16 protein-coding genes and 1 riboswitch are annotated in these 19,270 nt (G+C 70.1%); of the genes, 9 read left to right on the forward strand and 7 right to left on the reverse strand.

Translation table 11 applies throughout. The features are described from left to right. Nucleotides 1-14: 14 nt before the first annotated feature. The 8 genes from LRD69_RS22110 (at nucleotide 15) to def (ending at nucleotide 7,718) form a co-directional block, all read left to right on the forward strand. Nucleotides 15-830 carry an SOS response-associated peptidase gene (locus LRD69_RS22110; RefSeq protein WP_277328283.1) on the forward strand — a complete coding sequence of 272 codons (816 nt, stop codon included), beginning with the start codon at nucleotides 15-17 and terminating at the stop codon, nucleotides 828-830. Nucleotides 831-858: 28 nt separating this feature from the next. Continuing rightward, the gene (locus LRD69_RS22115; RefSeq protein ID WP_277328284.1) at nucleotides 859-1,521 is read left to right on the forward strand and encodes an alpha/beta family hydrolase; all 663 of its coding nucleotides are present in this window, start codon (nucleotides 859-861) and stop codon (nucleotides 1,519-1,521) included. Nucleotides 1,522-1,879: 358 nt separating this feature from the next. Continuing rightward, nucleotides 1,880-2,536, forward strand: a complete 657-nt coding sequence (locus LRD69_RS22120) for a sigma-70 family RNA polymerase sigma factor (RefSeq protein ID WP_266990480.1) — start codon at nucleotides 1,880-1,882, stop codon at nucleotides 2,534-2,536. Further along, a complete protein-coding gene (gene rsrA, locus LRD69_RS22125; protein WP_277328285.1) occupies nucleotides 2,533-2,850 on the forward strand; it encodes a mycothiol system anti-sigma-R factor in 318 nt (105 codons plus the stop codon). Before LRD69_RS22120 ends, rsrA begins: the two co-directional genes overlap by 4 nt. Before the next feature lie 245 nt (nucleotides 2,851-3,095). Beyond that, nucleotides 3,096-4,643, forward strand: a complete 1,548-nt coding sequence (locus LRD69_RS22130; protein ID WP_346771919.1) for an HD-GYP domain-containing protein — start codon at nucleotides 3,096-3,098, stop codon at nucleotides 4,641-4,643. Next, nucleotides 4,640-5,905, forward strand: coding sequence for an HD domain-containing protein (locus tag LRD69_RS22135; RefSeq protein WP_277328287.1), 1,266 nt, complete (start codon nucleotides 4,640-4,642; stop codon nucleotides 5,903-5,905). The genes LRD69_RS22130 and LRD69_RS22135 overlap by 4 nt, the downstream gene beginning before the upstream one ends. 92 nt (nucleotides 5,906-5,997) lie before the next feature. Beyond that, nucleotides 5,998-6,990, forward strand: a complete 993-nt coding sequence (locus tag LRD69_RS22140) for a hypothetical protein (protein WP_277328288.1) — start codon at nucleotides 5,998-6,000, stop codon at nucleotides 6,988-6,990. An 89-nt stretch (nucleotides 6,991-7,079) separates the two neighbouring features. Next, nucleotides 7,080-7,718 (forward strand): peptide deformylase, encoded by a 639-nt coding sequence (def, locus tag LRD69_RS22145; RefSeq protein WP_277328289.1) that lies wholly within the window; start codon nucleotides 7,080-7,082, stop codon nucleotides 7,716-7,718. A gap of 271 nt (nucleotides 7,719-7,989) precedes the next feature. Here the strand turns inward: def and LRD69_RS22150 are convergent, their stop codons facing one another. The 7 genes from LRD69_RS22150 to LRD69_RS22180 all read right to left on the reverse strand — a co-directional run bounded on the left by LRD69_RS22150 (nucleotide 7,990) and on the right by LRD69_RS22180 (nucleotide 17,674). After that, nucleotides 7,990-9,897, reverse strand: coding sequence for a family 20 glycosylhydrolase (locus tag LRD69_RS22150; protein ID WP_277328290.1), 1,908 nt, complete (start codon nucleotides 9,895-9,897; stop codon nucleotides 7,990-7,992). Between the two features lie 407 nt (nucleotides 9,898-10,304). Continuing rightward, nucleotides 10,305-11,318, reverse strand: a complete 1,014-nt coding sequence (locus LRD69_RS22155) for a ribonucleotide-diphosphate reductase subunit beta (protein ID WP_277328291.1) — start codon at nucleotides 11,316-11,318, stop codon at nucleotides 10,305-10,307. After that, complete coding sequence (locus tag LRD69_RS22160; RefSeq protein WP_277328292.1) at nucleotides 11,318-13,714, reverse strand: ribonucleoside-diphosphate reductase subunit alpha; 2,397 nt, start codon at nucleotides 13,712-13,714, stop codon at nucleotides 11,318-11,320. The genes LRD69_RS22155 and LRD69_RS22160 overlap by 1 nt, the downstream gene beginning before the upstream one ends. Nucleotides 13,715-13,857: 143 nt before the next feature. After that, nucleotides 13,858-13,996: riboswitch (cobalamin riboswitch) on the reverse strand. A 39-nt stretch (nucleotides 13,997-14,035) separates the two neighbouring features. Then, complete coding sequence (locus tag LRD69_RS22165) at nucleotides 14,036-14,536, reverse strand: GNAT family N-acetyltransferase (protein ID WP_277328293.1); 501 nt, start codon at nucleotides 14,534-14,536, stop codon at nucleotides 14,036-14,038. Nucleotides 14,537-14,750: 214 nt separating this feature from the next. After that, the gene (locus LRD69_RS22170) at nucleotides 14,751-16,406 is read right to left on the reverse strand and encodes a sodium:solute symporter family protein (RefSeq protein ID WP_277328294.1); all 1,656 of its coding nucleotides are present in this window, start codon (nucleotides 16,404-16,406) and stop codon (nucleotides 14,751-14,753) included. Then, nucleotides 16,403-16,657 carry a DUF3311 domain-containing protein gene (locus LRD69_RS22175; protein ID WP_277328295.1) on the reverse strand — a complete coding sequence of 85 codons (255 nt, stop codon included), beginning with the start codon at nucleotides 16,655-16,657 and terminating at the stop codon, nucleotides 16,403-16,405. The genes LRD69_RS22170 and LRD69_RS22175 overlap by 4 nt, the downstream gene beginning before the upstream one ends. Before the next feature lie 246 nt (nucleotides 16,658-16,903). Beyond that, on the reverse strand, nucleotides 16,904-17,674 hold the full coding sequence (locus LRD69_RS22180) for a GntR family transcriptional regulator (RefSeq protein WP_277329838.1): 771 nt from the start codon (nucleotides 17,672-17,674) through the stop codon (nucleotides 16,904-16,906). Nucleotides 17,675-17,980: 306 nt separating this feature from the next. Between LRD69_RS22180 and LRD69_RS22185 the strand changes: the two genes are divergently transcribed. After that, nucleotides 17,981-19,264 carry an extracellular solute-binding protein gene (locus LRD69_RS22185; protein ID WP_277328296.1) on the forward strand — a complete coding sequence of 428 codons (1,284 nt, stop codon included), beginning with the start codon at nucleotides 17,981-17,983 and terminating at the stop codon, nucleotides 19,262-19,264. Nucleotides 19,265-19,270: the final 6 nt, after the last annotated feature.

The following is a 19,270-nucleotide window of genomic DNA, read 5'->3' on the forward strand; positions in this document are numbered from 1 at the left end:
GCAGTCTGGCACTTATGTGCGGACGGTATGCATCGAGCCGGCGGCCCGAGGATCTCACCGGACTCTTCGGCGTCGAGAAGTGGGAACCGGCGGAGGCTCTGGAGCCCGACTACAACGTGGCGCCGACCAAAGAAGTCTACGCCGTACTGGAACGTCCCGTGAAAGACGCGGATGACCGCCGTCCGGTTCGGCAGCTGCGCGCACTGAAATGGGGACTCGTGCCGTCCTGGGCCAAGTCGCCGGAGGGCGGCGCCCGGATGATCAACGCCCGGTCGGAGACGATCCACGAGAAGCCGTCGTTCCGCCGCCCCTTCGTCTCGCGGCGCTGCATCCTGCCCGCCGACGGCTACTACGAGTGGGTCACGGGAACCGACGAGCGGCAGCTGGAGGAGCAGGGGAAGAAGAAGCGGCCCCGCAAGCAGCCGTACTTCGTGACCCCCGCCGACGGGTCGGTCTTCGCCATGGCCGGCCTGTACGAGTTCTGGCGCGACCGCACCCTGCCCGACGACCACCCGCAGGCATGGTGGGTCACCTGCTCGGTGATCACCACCGAGGCCGAGACGGCCCCGCTCGCCGTCGCCCCTGCCGAGGGCCCGGCCGCACTCGCCGACATCCACCCCCGGATGCCCCTGATGCTCACCCCGGACCGCTGGGACGCCTGGCTGGACCCGTCGCACACCGACGTCGAGAGCCTCCGGGCGCTGCTCGCCCCGCCGCCCGGTGGACTGATGCGGGCCTACCCGGTGGCCACGGCCGTCAGCAACGTCCGCAACAACGGGCCCGAACTGCTGGAGGAGCTGGCCGCGCCGGAGGTCAGCACGCTCTTCTGACCGGGCAGGAAGGGGCCGACCGGGCAGGATGAGACGTGTGAGCCCTACAGAGACAGGTCGTACGACGACCGAGACGGTCGACACCGACGCGGGCCCGGCCCGGATCACCTGGCTGCCCGCGAAGAAGCCCCGCCTGGTCCTCGCCGTCGGTCACGGAGCCGGCGGCGGCATCGAGGCCCGCGACCTCCAGGCCCTGGCCGCCGTGGTGCCCGCCCACGGAGTGAGCGTCGCCCTGGTGGAGCAGCCGTGGCGGGTCGCCGGGAAGAAGCTCGCAGCCGCCCCGAAGACCCTGGACACCGGCTGGCGCGGCCTGTGGCCCGCTCTCGCCGCCCCGGGGCTCCCGGTCGTCTCCGGAGGGCGCAGCGCCGGGGCCCGGGTCGCCTGCCGGACGGCGACCGAGCTCGGCGCCCACGCGGTTCTCGCGCTCAGCTTCCCCCTGCACCCGCCGGGCAGGCCGGAGAAGTCCCGCGAGGACGAGCTGCTCGGCTCGGGCGTGCCCACACTCGTCGTCCAGGGCGGCCACGACCCGTTCGGACGGCCCGGCGAATTCCCGCCGGGGGAGTACGAGATCACTGAGGTGCCGTACGCGGACCACGGGTTCGCGGTGCCGAAGAAGGCCGGGCCGACCCAGGACCAGGCGTTGGAGATCGTCACTGCCGCCGTCACGGCATGGCTGGACCGGCTTCCGTAGGCGCCCGTACCGCAAGCCCCGCACCCCCTTCCGGGTGATCGTCACGCCCTTCCGGGTGACCGGATCCCACGCGGGGTCGACCGGGCGCAGCCCCCGGGAATGTTGAGTGGGGGGTCACTGTTGTGCCGGACGTCGGTATATCAACGTCGTACGTGGAGAGGGAGTCCGTCGCATGGGTTCGACCATCTGCCCGCGCCGCTCGAACGCCGCTGACCTGGAGTGGACGGTGCTGCATGCGGCGAAGACCACTCCCGAGCGGGCACTGAGCGGATCGGATCGACAGCCCGCGTCGAAGCAAGGTCGACTATTCTCCGATTCGAGCGGTTCCGGTTTCGGATCCGCCACAGCGTTGGAGGAGGTGGGTCCGGTCACCGGTACCGACACAGGGACCGACGACGGCCGCGCGGAGGAGACGACCGCCGAGCGCAATGCGCGCTTCGAGCGGGACGCCCTCGGTTTCCTCGACCAGATGTACTCGGCGGCGCTGCGCATGACGCGCAACCCCGCAGACGCCGAGGATCTGGTCCAGGAGACGTATGCGAAGGCGTACGGCTCCTTCCACCAGTTCCGCGAGGGTACGAACCTCAAGGCGTGGATGTACCGCATCCTCACGAACACCTTCATCAATTCGTACCGCAAGAAGCAGCGCGAACCTCAGCGCAGTGCCGCCGAGGAGATCGAGGACTGGCAGCTGGCGCGCGCCGAGTCGCACATGTCGACGGGTCTGCGCTCCGCCGAGTCGCAGGCGCTCGACCACCTGCCGGACTCGGACGTGAAGTCCGCGCTGCAGGCGATTCCCGAAGAGTTCCGCATTGCCGTTTATCTTGCGGATGTAGAGGGCTTTGCCTACAAGGAGATCGCGGACATCATGGGGACTCCCATCGGTACGGTGATGTCCCGACTGCACCGGGGCCGCCGCCAACTGCGCGGCATGCTGGAGGACTACGCCCGCGAGCGCGGGCTCGTCCCGGCCGGCGCCGGGGAGTCGGACGATCGGAAAGGCTCGGGCTCATGAGCTGCGGAGAGCCGCACGAGACGGACTGCTCTGAGGTCCTCGATCATCTCTACGAGTTTCTCGACCATGAGATGCCCGACAGCGACTGCACGAAGTTCGAGGTGCACTTCGAGGAGTGCTCCCCGTGCCTGGAGAAGTACGGCCTGGAGCAGGCCGTGAAGAAGCTGGTGAAGCGCTGCTGCGGGCACGACGACGTGCCGAGCGACCTGCGCTCCAAGGTCATGGGCCGGATCGATCTGATCCGCTCGGGGCAGGCGGTGCCGGAGCAGGACGTGGTGGCCGAGAGCCAGCTGCCGTCCGCCGCCGGCGAGTGACGGGCGGCTGCCGCTGACAGGCGGCGGCCGGCGGCCGAGTGCCGCCGTGGGGCGATGCCGTCCAGGACGAATTCTGTACGCGTGAGGGCGCGCCGCGAGTGATGCGGCGCGCCCTCACGCGTACCACCGGTACCGCAGACGTCTCACCCGAACGTGCTAATCCGGCTCATCGGCTCTCGACGGCTCGCCCAACTCGCTAGCCTGGCGCCTCCATTGACCATCGTTGGGGGGCGGGGATGGGGCGGGTGAGAGCCACACCCTCAGCTGCGCGCGCGCACATTCTGGTCACCGCGGTCTGCGCCATCCTCTGCACGGCGCCCGCGCTCCGGCCCGGCGCGGAGGTGCCGTGGGGCACCGCCGGTCTGCTCGCGGCGCTCTATCTGGCCTGTGAACTCCCCGGCCGCTGCCGGTTCTTCGGCAGCTCCGTGCCGGTCAGCGCCGGGTCGTTCTTCCCGCTGCTGCTCGCCGCCGCGTTTCTGCTGCCGCCCGCCGCCGCCGCGCTGGTCGTCATCCCCGGCTCGCTCATCGGCCGGGTGGAGACCGCGCCGGCGACGGCCCGCCGCGTGTGGCGGGCGGCGCAGCTCGCGCTCACCGTCTGGGCGGCGTCCTTCGTCCACGGTCTGCTCGGCGGCGCCGCCACGCTCGGCGGTCCGGATCCCGAACGTCTGCCCGACTTCCCGTACGCGCTGGTACCGGCCTGCGCCGCCGCGCTGGCCTTCAGCCTTGTCCTCACCGCCCTCGACGGATCGATCCTGGTGACGGCCGAACGGCTGCCGCTGCGACGTGCCTGGAGCGGGCTGCTGCCGCGCTCTCTCGGACCGCACCTGGTGCACGGTCTCGCGGGGCTCATGATGGCCGTGCTGTGGCGCAGCTCGTACGGGCCGCTGTCCGCGCTCTTCGTCCTGCTGCCCATGTACATCTCCTGCTGGGTCTTCGCCCAGTACCACCGCGAGCACGCCGCCCACCGCGCGACCATCAGGGCGCTGGTGCAGGCCGTCGACATCAAGGACACCTACACCCGCGGGCACAGCGAGCGCGTCGGGCGGGCATCCGTGCTGATCGCCAGGGAACTCGGCATGGCGGAGGAGCGGCTCGAAGTGCTCCGGTTCGCGGGGATCCTGCACGACGTCGGCAAGCTCTGCGTCCCGACCAGGGTGCTGCGCAAGGAGGGGCCGCTCACCCCGGAGGAACGGCGCGTGATCGAGCTGCACCCGGAGTACGGGCATGAGATCGTCCGGAGCATCGGCTTTCTGGGCGAGGCGCGTGCGGCGATCCTGCACCATCACGAGCGGCTCGACGGCAGCGGATATCCCTACGGGCTCAGTGGGCGGGAGATTCCCGAGTTCGCGAGGGTCGTCGCGGTGGCTGATGCGTTCGACGCGATGACGTCGACGCGGTCGTACCGGAGGGGGAGGCCGGTGCAGGCGGCGGTGGAGGAGCTGAAGCGGTGCGCGGGGACGCAGTTCGATCCGCAGATGGTGCGGGCGCTGGCGCGGGGGCTGGACCGGCACGGGTGGTCGGCGGCGTCGACCGCGGACGAGGCGGGGGCGGTGCGGGTGCCGGTGCCACGGGTGGGTGGGGGCGCCGGGGCTGTCCGGGGGCCGGTTCCTGCTCGATCGCCGGAGGGGCTCGATGCGATGACGGGTGCGTCACCGTCGGCGGAGGGGCTTGATGTGACGGCCGGCGGGGCGCCGTCGGCGCAGGGGCTCGACGCGAAGGCCGGCGGGGCGCCGTCCGCGGACGTGATCGAACGGGCGCCGGGGGTGGCGTCGGGCCGCCCCCGGCCGCGGTGAGCCCCGCCCGGGGGCGGACGCGGCCGCCTCCCGCGGTTCTCGCCGTCCGCGCCGCCGCCGGTCTCCTCGCCGTTGCCGGGCTTGCCCACACCCTCTGGCACGGTGTCCACCAACCCGGGCACGCCCTTGCCTTCGGGGTGCTCATCACCGTCGGTGAGCTGGCCCGCTGGGGTGCGCTGCCCGGGGAGCGGGAGCCCGCCCCGCTCGGCGCCGCCGGCGCGCTCGCGTACGCACTGCTCGGACGCAGTGGCGGCGGGCCCGCCGGCCACGGGGTGTTCCAGGTCATCGCCGTGCTCGTCGCCGCGCAGCTCGTCGCCGCCGTGCCCCATGTGGCGCGCGGCAACGGGCCCACCGCCGACCAGGCGGCCCGGCGGATCGTGATCGTCTCCTTCGCGGCCGTGTGCTTCCAGCCGCTGTACACCTCCGGCCGGTCCGCCGTCTGGTTCGGCGAGGGCCCGTACTTCGCGGTCTTCCTGCTCGTACTGCTCGGGCTCACCGCCCTGTGCGACGCCGTGCTCGGCGCCCTGCTGCTGCGGTCGCGGACCCCCTTCCCTTACGGGCCACTGCTCCGCGACGAGCTGCGCGCCCTGCTGGGCATCGGGTCGGCGGTCTGCGCCACCGGGGCGGTGATGGCCCTGGGCGTCGCCGTCGCCGGACTGTGGGCGCTGCCCGTGCTCTGCGTACCGCTGCTGCTGACCCAGGTGTCGTTCCGCCGGTTCGTCGCTGTGCGGACCACCTACCGGCAGACCATCACCTCGCTCGCCCGGTCGACCGAGATCGCCGGCTACACCCCGCACGGGCACGCCCGCAGGGTGGCGATGCTCTGCACCGCCGTCGGCCGGGAGCTCGGGCTCTCCGGGTCCGAGCTGACCGTGCTGGAGTACGCGGCCCTCATGCACGACATCGGGCAGCTCTCCCTCGTCGATCCGGTGCCCGACGGAGCCACCGCCCTGCTGCCCGCCGCCGAGCAGCGGCGGATAGCACTGCTCGGCGGGGCCGTGGTCCGGCAGACCGGGGTGGACACCGAGATCGCCGTCGTGGTGGAGCGGCAGGCCGACCCGTACCGGGAGCAGCCCCTGCCCGCCCGGATCGTCCGGGCCGTCAACGCATACGACGACCTGTGCGGGGAAGGTCTCAGCGGGCCGCTCGACGCCCTGGAACAGCTCAGGCTCGGGACCGGCCACGACTATCAGCCGGAGGTCGTGGAATCGCTCGCGCGCGTCCTGGCCCGGGGCGGTCTGACCCCTGTCCTGCCTGGGTAACCCATGGGTAATGAGCGGGTGTCCGGCCAGGCATGGTTGGATGCGAAGAAGACCGGAAAACGAGGGTGTCCGAGTCGGGACAGGCGGGAATCGTGAGGATCTTCGGGAAGGTACGGCATCGGCCCTCCGCCTCTTGGCGGCAGGCCACGGACCGCGCGTTCACGCTGATCGGCGACGGCCGGTACGAGGACGCGGGCGCATTGCTGACACGCGCGGCGGACCTGGAACCCTGGCTCTCCGAGTCGTGGTTCAACCTGGCACTGCTGCACAAGTTCCGGCATGACTGGGAACAGGCGAGGGCGGCCGGCCTGCGGGCCGTGGCGCTGCTCGACAAGGAGTCCGGCGCTCCCGACTGGTGGAACGTCGGGATCGCCGCCACCGCACTGCAGGACTGGCCGCTGGCCCGCCGCGCCTGGCAGGCGTACGGCCTGAAGGTGCCCGGTGGCGGCCAGCACACCTCGGCGGCCAACAGCGAGCCGTCCGGCATGGAGCTCGGCAGCGCGGCCGTACGGCTGTCGCCCGAGGGTGAGGCGGAGGTCGTCTGGGGCCGCAGGCTCGATCCGGCCCGGATGGAAGTGCTGTCGATTCCGCTGCCGTCCTCCGGACGGCGCTGGGGCGAGGTCGTCCTGCACGACGGCGTGCCGCACGGTGAGCGGGTCACGGCCGCCGGCCCCTCGTACCCCGTGTTCGACGAGATCGAGCTCTGGGCGCCGTCTCCCGTACCCACCTGGGTGGTGCTCCTCGAGGCCGCCACCGAGGACGACCGGGACGCCCTGGAGCAGTTGGCGTCCGATGCCGGATTCGCCGCCGAGGACTGGTCGTCGTCCGTGCGGCTGCTCTGCCGGGCCTGCTCGGAGAGCCGGATGGAGAGCGACGAGGGCGACGGCGAGCACCTCGACCCGCACGACCACAGTGAGCCCGGCCACCCGGGACCGCTCGGCCACCGGACCGCCGGTGAGCTGTGGGTGCCCGAGCGCGAGTGCGGGATAGCGGCCCCCGCGGGACTGGTGCGCGGACTGCTGGACGGCTGGGTGGCGGACAGCCCGGACAGCCGCGAGTGGCGCGATCTCGAAGAAGTCTGCTGAGCCAGAAGTTCACCGAGCCGTGCGTCCGTGGCCCGGCCGCTAGGCTGTACGGGCATCGATTCGGGTTTTGAGGAAGGCGTACGGCGGACATGGCGCAGCAGGAGACGGACGAGCAGATCAGCGTCGACGACGAAGGATTCGTCGTGGACACCGAGGACTGCGAGGCGCGTGAGGCGGCGTACCGCGAGCGTGGGACCTCCCGGCCGATCACGGTCGTGGGCAACCCGGTGCTCCACAAGGAGTGCAAGGACGTCACCGAGTTCGGCGACGAGCTGGGCCGGCTGATCGACGACATGTTCGCCAGCCAGAAGACGGCGGAGGGCGTGGGCCTGGCCGCCAACCAGATCGGTGTGGACCTCAAGGTCTTCGTCTACGACTGCCCGGACGACGACGGTGTGCGGCACGTGGGTGTCGTCTGCAACCCGGTGCTGGACGAGCTGCCGCCCGAGGAGCGCGTCCTCGACGACTCCAACGAGGGCTGCCTCTCCGTTCCGACGGCGTACGCGCCGCTGGCCCGCCCGGACTACGCGGTGGTGCGCGGACAGGACGCCAAGGGCAACCCGATCAAGGTCCGCGGCACCGGTTACTTCGCGCGCTGCCTCCAGCACGAGACGGACCACCTGTACGGCTACCTGTACATCGACCGGCTCTCGAAGCGGGACCGCAAGGACGCGCTGCGGCAGATGGCGGAGAACACCCCGCGCTACGAGATCGTGCCGAACGACTAGAACCTTCGACGGGCCCGGTCTCCCCACGGGGAGACCGGGCCCGTCTGCGTTCCTCCACGGCTTCGCCTGCCTTCAACCGTCCTTCGTCCAGGCCTGGTCGAGGCGTGCCGACCGGTCCGGCAGGGTCTGCCTCCGCACCCCCGTCGTGGTGAGGGCCCCGCGCGCCGGTCGTCAGGTGATCCGGCGGGCGGGGCCCCGTTCGGTGCGGCGTCGGGCGGGTCGCGCCGTCAGCCGGGTCGCCTCGGACGAGTGGCGTCCTCGGTCGGGTCTGTCAGGCGGCGCGCGGCGTCAGGCGGGTCGCGCCCGTCGTCTGGACCGCGGCGCCGTCCGGCGCCCGCTCCGTCAGATGCAGCTGCGAGATCGCGTTGCGCAGCGTCAGCGCACCCGCCCCGGCATCCAGCTGCCAGCGCTGCGTACGCGCCGTCGCCGAGCAGGTCCCGAGCGACAGCGCGGCCCCCACCTCCAGCGGTGCGCCCAGATACTTCTTGCCGCGCACCACGTCCAGGCACTGACCGGTCTCCGTGGACCGCACCGTGTAATACCCGTCGGCGGTCGCCGTCAGCGCCCAGGAAGCCGCGCTGCCCTTGGCCAGGGACACGCCCGCGTCCGCCGCGGGGGCCAGTGCCTTCGCGCCCGCGGTCAGCCGGTACGTACCGTCGGCGAGTGGCGTGCGGTCGGTGTTCTCCCAGCCCGGCGCGTGACCGATCTTCCGGGCGAGCGCCTCGAAACCGGCGTACGTCGGGCTCGGCTTCGGGCCGCCCCAGGTCGCCTGGGCCACGAAACGCAGCGGCATGAAGACCTTCGTCTCCACCTCGTTCTCCGTCTCGGCCGCCGCGCTGTCCGGCCACAGGCTGATCTTCGCGCCGGTGAGGTTCGCCGCCCCCTGGGTCAGCGTCTGGCCCTCGAAACGCAACGGCGTCCAGTCGCTCTCGTACAGCTTCTGCGTCTGCATCGTGAAGCCGCCGCGCACCAGGTAGAGCGAGTAGGCGGAGTTCATGACCGGACGGCCCTCGGCGAGCAGCGAGGACGGCTGCTGGATGGAACCGCCGCCCAGCCAGTGCTCGACGGTGATGTCACGGTCCAGCGGGACGACGGCGTTCTTGCCGGCGAGCCCGTCGTTCCAGATCCGCAGCGACCTGCCGTCCGCCTTCACGTGCGCGTTGACCTGGTTGATGAAGTCGGTGAAGAGATCGTCGGGGGTCGCCGACGCACCGAACTTCGCGGTCGCCGCGGCCTGCAGCTGCGGGTAGCTCGGGTAGGAGGAGCCGAGCATGTACTCGTCGGCGCCCATGTGCCAGTAGCGGCTGTCCCAGACCTTCAGCGCCTCGTCGACCATCGAGGTGTAGTACGCCAGGGCCTCGGGCCGGGAGATGTCGAGCCGGGGCGGGGAGGCGACGCCGTCCCGGTCCTTGAGCTGGAGCTCCGGGTGGTTCTCCAGGTAGGTGTCCATGTGGCCGGGCGAGTTGATCTCCGGTACGAGCTCGATGTGGTACTTCCCGGCCATCGCCACCAGCGTGCGGATCTGCGGCTTGGTGTAGTAGCCCCAGAACGCCGACGCCGGGTCGGTGTCGCTCTTGACCTTGGCCTCGATCCACAGCTGGTTGAGCTTCTGCGAAGCCATGTCCTTCATCAGCCGCTCGAACCACTGCATCGATATGTTGATGTAGCAGGCGCAGACCCCGACCCCGCGCTCGCGGTACGCGGGCACGTCGGTTGCCGAACCCCGTGCGGCGCGGCCGTCGTCGTTCAGCAGCTGGAGGACGGTCCGGGTGCCGTAGAACACACCGGTGGAGGTCGCGGCGGTGACCGTCACGCGGTCGCCGACCGTGAGCCGGTAGCCCTCCGCGCCCAGCGCGCCCTTCTGGGACGGGTCCTGCCGCAGCACGATGTCCCCGGAACGGGCCGCCCGGCTCCGCGACACCTGCGCCTTGCCGTTCAGCTCACCGGCGAACCGGTTCGCGTCGGCGGCCGTGCGGCTGTCCCGTACCCCGTCCAGCACGATCCTGGCCCGATCGGTGAGCGCGAACTCGCCCTGGCCGCCTTGCCATGTGCGGAGCGTGGGCAGCACCTCGGGCGGGGCCGTTGCGCCCGCGCCGCCTTCGGCCGCCGCGCTCTGCCACGGCAGCAGAGCAGCGGCGAGCGCCGTCACCACGGCCCCGATGGTCCTTCGTCTTGCCATCCGCATGTCCATGCGCCCGACCTTCGTGGGGAGTGGGGCTCGTGGTCCATGGACTGATGTGGAAAGTGGTTGGACGAATGATGCGAGGCCAGCCCCGAGAGGGTCAGGTGGTCCAGAGGTGACGCGCAGGCCAAGGAGCGCGCGATGGTGTGCATTTGGTCTGGTCCAAGGGGCTTGGTGAACCGATGGTGCGGCGCATGCGCAGGGGCGAAGCCGGTCCGGTCCGCGATCATATCCGTCATTTCATCGGAGGTCTCCGCGCGCACGCTGGGCCGACAGGACCCGCTGCCGCAGCAGCTGGCGGTACGGGAACGGCACGCCGAGCCACCGGAAACGGCGGACGCCGCACCGCCGGTGAAGGCTGTGCGGCGTCCTGATCTCGGGATCGGGGCGAGAGCCCGGAGCGTCTAGAAGTCGTCGTCGAAGGCGACCGAGCCCTCCACCGCCACCTGGTACGCCGAGGGGCGGCGCTCGAAGAAGTTCGTCAGCTCCTGAACACCCTGCAACTCCATGAACGAGAACGGGTTCTCGGAGCCGTAGACCGCCGGAAAGCCGAGCCGGGCGAGCCGCTGGTCGGCCACGCACTGCAGGTACTCGCGCATCGACTCGGTGTTCATGCCCGGCAGACCGTCGCCGCACAGGTCACGGCCGAACTGCAGCTCCGCGTCGACGGCCTCCTTCAGCATGTCGGTGACCTGCTGCCGGAGTTCGTCGTCGAAGAGGTCGGGCTCCTCCTTGCGGACGGTGTCCACGACCTCGAACGCGAAGTTCATATGCATCGTCTCGTCACGGAAGACCCAGTTGGTCCCCGTGGCGAGACCGTGCAGCAGGCCGCGCGAGCGGAACCAGTAGACGTACGCGAACGCGCCGTAGAAGAACAGTCCCTCGATGCACGCCGCGAAGCAGATCAGGTTCAGCAGGAAGCGACGGCGGTCGGCCTTCGTCTCCAGCCGCTCGATCTTCTCGACCGAGTCCATCCACTTGAAGCAGAACTGCGCCTTCTCGCGGATGGACGGGATCTCCTCGACCGCGTCGAACGCTGCCGCGCGGTCGTCCGGGTCGGGCAGATACGTGTCGAGCAGCGTCAGATAGAACTGGACGTGCACGGCCTCCTCGAAGAGCTGCCGCGACAGATACAGCCGCGCCTCGGGGGAGTTGATGTGCTTGTACAGCGTCAGCACGAGGTTGTTCGACACGATCGAGTCGCCGGTCGCGAAGAAGGCGACGAGCCGGCCGATCATGTGCTGCTCGCCGGGGGACAGCTTGGCGAGGTCGGCCACGTCGGAGTGGAGGTCGACTTCCTCGACCGTCCAGGTGTTCTTGATCGCGTCGCGGTAGCGCTCGTAGAAGTCCGGGTAGCGCATGGGCCGCAGGGTCAGCTCGAAGCCCGGGTCGAGCAGGTTCTTCTCGGTGTTGCTCATTACTGGCAGGCCTCGCAGGACTCGGGGTTTTCGAGGGAGCAGGCGATCGCGTCCGCGTCGGGAGCCGCCGCCTGCTGCACGGGAAGGGGGACGGCGGCCGCGGCCCGGCCGGAGGCCGCGCGGGCGATCCGGGTCGCCGGGCGCGAGCGCAGGTAGTACGTCGTCTTCAGCCCCTGCTTCCAGGCGTACGCGTACATCGAGGAGAGCTTGCCGATCGTCGGCGTCTCCAGGAACAGGTTCAGCGACTGGCTCTGGTCGAGGAACGGCGTACGCGCCGCCGCCATGTCGATCAGTCCGCGCTGCGGGATCTCCCATGCCGTGCGGTACAACGCCCGTACGTCCTCCGGGATCCAGGCGAACCCCTGCACCGAGCCGCTCGCCTCGCGCAGTGCCTCACGGGTCCGTGCGTCCCACACGCCGAGCTTCTTCAGCTCGTCCACCAGGTACGCGTTGACCTGGAGGAACTCACCGCTGAGCGTCTCGCGCTTGAAGAGGTTGGAGACCTGGGGCTCGATGCACTCGTACACCCCGGCGATCGAGGCGATCGTGGCGGTCGGCGCGATGGCCAGCAGCAGCGAGTTGCGCATGCCGGTCTTCGCGATCCGGGCGCGCAGTGCGTCCCAGCGCTCCGGCCAGGTCAGCTCGGTGGCGTAGTGGTCGGGGTGCAGCACACCGCGGGCGGCCCGCGTCTCGGACCAGGCGGGCAGCGGTCCGGACCGCTCGGCGAGGTCGCAGGACGCCTCGTACGCGGCGAGCATGATCCGCTCGGAGATCTTCGTGGAGAGCGCGCGGGCCTCGGGGGAGTCGAACGGCAGCCGCAGCTGGAAGAAGACGTCCTGGAGCCCCATCGCCCCCAGGCCCACCGGACGCCAGCGGGCGTTGGAGCGGCCGGCCTGCTCGGTCGGGTAGAAGTTGATGTCGACGACCCGGTCGAGGAACGTCACGGCGGTACGGACGGTGGCGTCCAGCCGCTCCCAGTCGATCTCACCGTCGGCCACGAACGCCCCGAGATTGACCGAGCCGAGGTTGCAGACGGCCGTCTCGCCGTCGTCGGTGACTTCGAGGATCTCGGTGCACAGGTTCGACGAGTGGACGACGCGGCCCGGCTCGGCGGTCTGGTTCGCGGTCCGGTTGGAGGCGTCCTTGAAGGTCATCCAGCCCTGACCGGTCTGCGCGAGGGTCCGCATCATCCGGCCGTACAGCTCACGCGCCGGCATCGACTTGCGGGCCAGGCCCTTGGCCTCGGCGGCCCGGTACGCGGCGTCGAACTCGTCGCCCCACAGGTCGACCAGCTCGGGCACGTCGGCGGGGGAGAACAGCGACCAGTCGCCGTCCGAGTCGACCCGGCGCATGAACTCGTCCGGGATCCAGTGCGCCAGGTTGAGGTTGTGCGTACGCCGCTGGTCCTCACCCGTGTTGTCGCGCAGCTCCAGGAACTCCTCGATGTCCGCGTGCCACGTCTCCAGGTAGACGGCGGCGGCGCCCTTGCGGCGGCCGCCCTGGTTCACGGCGGCGACCGAGGCGTCGAGCGTCTTCAGGAACGGCACGATGCCGTTGGAGTGCCCGTTGGTGCCGCGGATCAGCGAACCGCGGGCGCGGATCCGGGAGTACGAGAGACCGATGCCGCCCGCGTGCTTGGAGAGCCGGGCCACCTGGTGGTAGCGGTCGTAGATCGAGTCGAGCTCGTCCAGCGGCGAGTCCAGCAGATAGCACGAGGACATCTGCGGGTGCCGGGTACCGGAGTTGAAGAGCGTGGGGGAGGAGGGGAGGTAGTCGAGGCGGCTCATCAGGCCGTACAGCGAGGCGACCTCGTCCAGTGCGCGCTCGGAGTCGTCCTCGGCGAGGCCGGCCGCGACCCGCAGCATGAAGTGCTGCGGCGTCTCGATGACCTGGCGGGTGTGCGGGTGACGCAGCAGGTAGCGGCTGTGCAGCGTGCGCAGCCCGAAGTAGCCGAACCGGTCGTCGGCGCCGTCGGCGAGCGACCGCTCGACCAGCGCGTCGAGCCGGGCCGCGTGGAGCGCGACGAACTCGGCCGTGCGGTCCGCGATCAGACCCTCGCGGTGACCGACGGCGACCGAGGCGGAGAACGACACCGCGCCCTGACCGGCCGCCTCGTCCGCGATGGTGCGGGTCAGGAGGCGGGCGGCGAGCCGGGAGTACGCGGGGTCCTCGGCGATCAGGCCCGCGGCGGCCTCGGTGGCCAGCGAGCGCAACTCCGCCTCGTCCGAACGGGCGTTGCGGCCGCGCAGCGCGGCGGCGGCGACGCGACCAGGGTCGGTGTCGGGCAGATCGACGGTGAGGTCGGTCAGGGTCCGCAGCAGTGCGGTCCCGGGTCCGTCGTTCGTGGTTCCCGCGGACTCGGCGACTGAAGCCGGATCGGCTGGCGCGATGGTCACGTGGTGCTCTCCCTCGCTCGGCTCGGGGCCGGCGGGGGCGGGGGCAGCCGGGCAGAGGGGTGGCCCGGAGAAGGAGGGCAGCGCTCTGTGCGGCGTCCACCGGCCCAACCGCGAGGCCCGGACGTCTGGGCGTCCGGATCGGTCGAGCCGGACGCGCTGTCGGCAGGTCCTCGGACTTTCAGGGTGCGCAAAAGTGCACCGAACACACCGTTGCGGGACAGTTCCGGATTCGCACCGGATTTCCCTGCGGCGACAGCGAGCACGAGCATACATGTGGGGGCCGCCTGATGAGGCGGCCCCCACATGTTGTGTCGTACGGCCTCAGAGGCTCAGGCTGTATGTGAGCAGCGGAAGGCCCGGAACTGCCTCCCAGTCGCGCTCCGGAGTCCTGACGAAGCCGAGACGGCGGTAGATCCGGTGTGCCCCGTGCATGTCCGGCGTCGTCGACAGGACGAGCCGCGCGATGCCCTCCGTGCCGCGTGCCCGGTCGATACAGGCCCGAACGAGCGCCTCGCCGGTGCCGAGGCCGCGCGCCTCCCGAGCGACGGCGAGCATCCGGAATTCGGCCTCGTCGGGGCCGGCGATATCCGCCCACGGGTTGCCGGGCGATACGTAGGTGACGCCGCCCAGCAGCTGTCCGTCGGCGCCGGCCGCGACCAGCACTTCGGCTTCGACGGCGCGGCGGGGGACGTCCCGGAGCAGTTCGAGATACGGGTCGTCGGCGCCGAAGTGGAGCAGGCCGTCGTCGAGGTACGCGTGTGCGGTGATCTCACCGAGGGGGCGGTGTTCGGTGGGGGCGACGGGCCTGATGGAGATGTCCATGGGCGGCAGTGTGCCGCACGGGGTGCGGGGGCGGGCAACGGGTTTCCGGCGGAGCCCGGGGCCGCGTCGTCCTCGATGTGCCGATCGGACCGGTTCCCGGGCAGGACGCGGCCCGCCCGGCGGGAGCCGGACGGGCCGCATCCTGGCAGGTCGGCGCCAGGGCCGCTCGTTCGGATCATGCTGGGCTCGATCCAGCCCGATCCGAACGAAGCCGCTAGTTGGCCGACGGGCTCGCGTCGGGGGAGGTGGCCGGCTCGGGCCTGGCCGACGGAAGCTCGACCTTCACGCCCGGGTCGCCCGCGTCCGCCGTGTAGTCCGCCGGCGACGTCTCGTCGATTCCGGCCGGCGCCTTCACCGCGTTCAGGACGAACGTCAGCACCACCGTCACCACGACGTTCAGCACGAACGCGGTCAGACCGATGTAGCCGATCTCGCCGATGCCCGGGATCTCCTTCGAGGACCCGCCGAAGTGCGCCTGGGTCGGGCTCGCCACGCCGTACGCGGCGAGCGTCCCGTACGCCATGCCGACCGCCCAGCCGGCGAGCAGCGCCCAGCGGTGGAACCACCGGGTGAACAGGCCGCCGACCAGTGCCGGGAACGTCTGCAGGATCCAGATCCCGCCCAACAGCTGGAAGTTGATCGCGACCGTCTTGTCCATCGTGAGGACGAAGACGAGCGCACCGACCTTCACCAGCAGCGACACCAGCTTGGAGACCTTCGTCTCCTGGGCCGGCGTCGCGTCGGGCTTGATGAAGTCCTTGTAGATGTTCCGGGTGAAGAGGTTCGCCGCGGCGATCGACATGATCGCGGCGGGCACCAGCGCGCCGATACCAATCGCGGCGAACGCGACGCCCGCGAACCAGTCGGGGAACATGTTCTCGAACAGCTGCGGGATGGCCAGCTGCCCGTTCTGCACCTTGACCCCGGCGGCGATCGCCATGAAGCCGAGCAGCGCCAGCAGGCCCAGCATCAGCGAGTACAGCGGCAGGATCGTGGTGTTGCGCCGGATCACGTTACGGCTGCGGCTGGAGAGCGTCGCCGTGATCGAGTGCGGGTACATGAAGAGCGCGAGCGCCGAACCCAGGGCCAGGGTGGCGTAGCCCCATTGGCCCGGATCGGCCGGCGCGAGGGCGCCGCGCGGCTTGCCCGTTGCGGGGTTGGTCTGCGAGAACGCCTCGCCGGCCTTCGCGAAGATGTCGTCGAAGCCGCCCAGCTTGATCGGGATGTAGATGATCGCCACCGCGATGACCAGGTAGATCAGGCCGTCCTTGACGAACGCGATCAGTGCGGGGGCCCGCAGCCCGGAGGAGTAGGTGTACGCGGCGAGCACCGCGAACGCGATCAGCAGCGGCAGGTCCTTGACGAACCAGTTGGTGTTCTCGCCGCCGCCGACGCCCATCACGTCGAGCACCGCCTGGATGCCGACGAGCTGAAGCGCGATGTACGGCATCGTGGCGAGGATGCCGGTGACGGCGACGGCCAGCGACAGCCCCTTCGACCCGAAGCGGCCGCGGACGAAGTCCGAGGTGGTGACGTACCCGTGCTTGTGCGACACCGACCAGAGCCGCGGCAGGAAGGTGAAGATCAGCGGGTACACGAGAATGGTGTACGGCACCGCGAAGAACCCTGCCGCGCCGGCCGCGTAGATCGCGGCGGGGACGGCGACGAAGGTGTACGCGGTGTACAGGTCGCCGCCGAGCAGGAACCAGGTGACCCAGGTGCCGAACGACCGTCCGCCCAGCCCCCATTCGTCGAGGCTGGCCTCGTTCTCGGCCTTGCGCCAGCGCGCGGCCATGAAGCCGATGACCGTGACGGCCAGGAAGAAGAAGATGAAGACGCCGAGTGCGACGCCGTTCACGCCGTCCTTCATGCGGACGCACCCCCCTTGCGGGAGCGCTGGTCACGCTGCCACAGCTTGTACGCGACCATCGTGAGCGCGGTGGAAAGCAGTACCCAGAGCATCTGGTACCAGTAGAAGAACGGAATGCCGATGAAGGCAGGGTCCACCTTCGCGTACGAGCTCACCCAGAGCATCGCCACGAAAGGCGCGATGAGGCAGAGGGCGATGACCACTCTGACGGGGGTGACCGTTGGTGGTCTTGTATCTGTTTCTTCTGGCATGTGGCGACTCCGTCCCTCGCTGACCACCTGTTGTAATGCGCAGGAAATCTAGGGGAGAGATCCGGCCAGCGTCACCCCCTGTCCGCATTTCGGTCCGGCAACGGTCTGCCGGGACCGGCGAGGGGAGGGCCGTCCGGTGGTCCGACTCCTGATGGTCCGTCCCTGTTCGGACAGGCTTCGCGTCGGCAACGGCCTTTCGGCGGAGGGTCGTCCGGCCGACGTCCGGTCAGGAGCCGGGGCCCGGAGTCAGTCGGTCGGCCGCTTCAGGCGCGCCACGAACTTGTAGCGGTCGCCGCGGTACACCGACCGCACCCACTCGACGGGTTCACCGTGTCCGTCCAGGGAATGACGGGAGAGCATCAGCATCGGCAGGCCCACGTCCGTACCGAGCAGCCCGGCCTCGCGCGGGGTGGCGAGGGAGGTCTCGATGGTCTCCTCGGCCTCGGCCAGCCGCACGTCGTACACCTCGGCCAGCGCGGTGTAGAGCGAGGTGTACTTCACGAGTGAACGGCGCAGCGCCGGGAAGCGCTTGGCCGAGAGATGGGTGGTCTCGATGGCCATGGGTTCGCCGCTGGCCAGACGCAGTCGCTCGATCCGCAGCACCCGGCCGCCCGCGGTGATGTCGAGCAGCCCGGCCAGGGTGTCGTCGGCCGTGACGTAGCCGATGTCGAGCAGCTGGGAGGTCGGCTCCAGGCCCTGGGCGCGCATGTCCTCGGTGTACGACGTCAGTTGCAGGGCCTGTGAGACCTTCGGCTTGGCGACGAACGTGCCCTTGCCCTGGATGCGTTCCAGCCGGCCTTCGACGACCAGTTCCTGGAGTGCCTGCCGCACGGTGGTGCGCGAGGTGTCGAACTCGGCGGCCAGGGTCCGCTCCGGCGGCACCGGGGTGCCGGGCGGCATGGTGTCCGTCATGTCGAGAAGATGGCGCTTGAGGCGGTAGTACTTGGGCACCCGCGCCGTACGCGTGGCCGCGCCCGTGCCGCTCCCGTTGTCCGAACTGCCCCCGTCGGCACCCATGGCCCGCCTTCCCGACTGCTGTGCTGCTGCCGTCACCGGCTCCTCCGTCTGTAGCGGCTCACATGGTGGCACGGTCCGGTCACGGCTCGTCGCCCTCCCTCAGGTGTCGGTCCTATAACGGACGCGAGTGCACTTCTTATACACCCTTGACACCCCTAAAGGTCTAGGCCAAGCTCCCGGGTACTGGTCTAAACCATTAAAGACCAGGTCCCAGCCCCACGGGCAGTACCCGTCGTATGCGGTTGTGCGACGGTCGGCGATCTCGGGTGGTGGGGGGAATTCTCTTGCATCCCTGAGGAGGGTGTCGTGAAGCGCAAGCTCATCGCGGCGATCGGCGTTGCGGGCATGTTGGTCTCGATCGCGGCGTGCGGTTCGGACGACGGCAAGGACGACAGTGCCAAGAAGACCGGCCCCGACAGCTACAAGGGCCAGACGCTGACCGTCTGGGCCATGGACGGTTCCACGCCTCCCGGCTGGACCAAGAGCCTGACCGCCGCCTTCGAGAAGAAGACCGGCGCCAAGCTGAAGTTCCAGACCCAGAAGTGGGACGGCATTCAGCAGAAGATCACGACGGCTCTCTCCGAGTCGACCCCGCCGGACGTCCTCGAGGTCGGCAACACCCAGACCCCGGCGTACGCGGCCACCGGTGGCCTCGCCGACCTGAGCGACCTCAAGCAGGAGGTCGGCGGCGACTGGGTCGAGGCCCTCAACAAGTCCTCGGTCTTCGACGGCAAGCAGTACGCCGCGCCGTGGTACTTCGCCAACCGCGTCGTCATCTACAACAAGAAGGTCTGGGCCGACGCCGGCATCACGGACACCCCGAAGACGCGCGACGAGTTCTTCAAGGACCTCGACGCCATCAAGAAGAAGGGCAAGGCCGAGCCGATCTACCTGCCCGGCCAGAACTGGTACTTCTTCGACGGTCTGACCATCGGGCAGGGCGCGGACCTGGTGAAGAAGGAAGGCGACAAGTACGTCTCCAACCTCTCCGACCCCAAGGTCACCGCGGCCATGGAGCTCTACAAGAAGTACCAGGCCTACTCCAAGGCCCCCAAGGACAAGGACGAGGCCACCCCGCAGCAGGCCGAGGTCTTCGCCAAGGGCAACGTCGGTGCCTTCATCGGCATGGGCTGGGAGGCCGGCACGGCCATCGCGGCCAACAAGAAGATCGAGAGCGACATCGGCTACTTCACCATCCCGGGTGAGACCGCCGACAAGCCCGAGGGCGTCTTCCTCGGTGGCTCCAACTTCGCGGTCGCCGCGGGCAGCAAGAAGCAGGACCTCGCCAAGGAGTTCCTGAAGCTCGCCCTGTCGGACGAGTTCGAGGGCCAGCTGGCCAAGGAGAACGGCGTCATCCCGAACAAGGAGTCGCTCAACTCCAACCTGACCGGCAACGGCGCCGCCGAGGCCGCGGCCCCGGCCGCCGTCGGTGGCGGCACCACCCCGCTCATCCCCGAGTGGGCCGCTGTCGAGAACGCGCCGAACCCGATCAAGAGCTACATGACCGCGGTTCTGAACGGCAAGTCCCCGGCCGACGCCGCCAAGGCGGTCGAGGCCGAGATCAACAAGCGTCTCTCGCAGACGAGCTGACCCGCA

This window comes from Streptomyces sp. JH14 (assembly GCF_029428675.1).
In the GTDB taxonomy this organism is placed as follows: domain Bacteria; phylum Actinomycetota; class Actinomycetes; order Streptomycetales; family Streptomycetaceae; genus Streptomyces.